The sequence below is a fragment of the Falsiroseomonas sp. E2-1-a20 genome (genome assembly GCF_051433195.1).
In the GTDB taxonomy this organism is placed as follows: Bacteria; Pseudomonadota; Alphaproteobacteria; order Acetobacterales; family Acetobacteraceae; genus Falsiroseomonas.
Window position 1 is genome coordinate 1 of the sequence record NZ_JBHMFT010000158.1, and the last position, 1,125, is coordinate 1,125.

The 1,125-nt window shown below is 71.1% G+C and carries 2 protein-coding genes; both read right to left on the reverse strand.

The window, feature by feature from the left end:
- Positions 1-272 (reverse strand): response regulator (locus tag ACFHPP_RS31095; RefSeq protein ID WP_437167091.1); only part of this gene is annotated, 272 nt, incomplete at its 3' end.
- A gap of 438 nt (positions 273-710) precedes the next feature.
- The gene (locus ACFHPP_RS31100) at positions 711-941 is read right to left on the reverse strand and encodes a hypothetical protein (RefSeq protein ID WP_437167092.1); all 231 of its coding nucleotides are present in this window, start codon (positions 939-941) and stop codon (positions 711-713) included.
- Between the last annotated feature and the right edge of the window lie 184 nt (positions 942-1,125).

Genomic DNA, 1,125 nt, shown 5'->3' on the forward strand with positions numbered 1-1,125 from the left:
TCGCCGACCGCGCCGGTCAGCAGGAGGATGGGGATCCGCAGGCCGCGCTGGCGCAGCTGCCGGCAGAGGTCGCGGCCGTCGCCGTCGGGCAGGCCGAGATCCAGCAGGATGGCGTCGTAGGCGACGTCCGGGCCGCCGAGCAGGGCCTCGGCCTCGGCGATGGTCGCGGCGGCATCGACCAGCAGGTCGCGCTGGGCCGAGAGCACGTCGACGAACAGGCCGCGCAGGCAGGCGCTGTCTTCCACGACCAGGATGTGACGAGGGATCGGCACGGCGTCCTCCGGTTCGGGCGCCGCCTGCTCGGGCGGCTAGTGCAGGCGGGGCGGGTCGAGACGCGGGGGCGGCGCCGTGGCTGCGGCCTGCAGCTGGGCGAAGACCAGGAGCGCCTTCCGGTTCTTGCGCGACATGGTGGCCCAGAGGCGGGTCAGGTCGTCGATTTCTTCCGGAAGAGGAAGACAGGAGTCACTTGAAGTAAAGAAAGTCACGTTCTTGATCCTTGTCTGCCGCCGCTGACTGATCACGAGGAAGAGAGTAGAGTATACCGCTGTGATCAACAACGTTTTTGTTCTGGGTGCATGTCGATTACACGATCCGCCGCTCGATGTGGCAGGAAAGCCCACCTCGTTCCTGCCCGGCGCGACCGGCCGATGCAGAACGCAAGGCAATTCGCGAGGCCATGCGCCTGCCGCAGGTGGGTCGCCCCCGGCCGGTCAGGGGCGCTCGCTGGCTCTCCGCGGCGTCTGGCCTGCTGCGCTGCCAGCCAGGGTGACGCCGGGGATGCGGCGGTAGCACGAGCGGCCGGGGCCACTCCGCTGCACGAAGCCCTCGATCCAGCCCTCATGCAGTCGGTGCTGCAGGGTGCACAGGGCTGGCGGGATTCCGCCGCCGGCCTGAAGCCGCGCCAGCAGGTCACCGGCGTCCAGCGCCTCGCCCGGGAGCATCGCCGCCAGCACCCGCTCGAGCGGCCACGCCGCCAGGTCCCCGTCTGGGGCGCCGACGCGCAGACCTCGGACCGGGGCCGGCGGTGCTGCGCGCGGAGCCGGTTCAGCGGAGGCGGCAGGGCAGGGGCTCATCATGGGCGGCTAGGCGGCGTCGGCCGGAATCGCCAGCGTCCGGAGCATGGCT

Coding starts and splice junctions, on each gene's coding strand:
- ACFHPP_RS31100 (WP_437167092.1), bottom strand. CDS start 941: ATGCTCCCGGGCGAGGCGCTGGACGCCGGTGACCTGCTGGCGCGGCTT.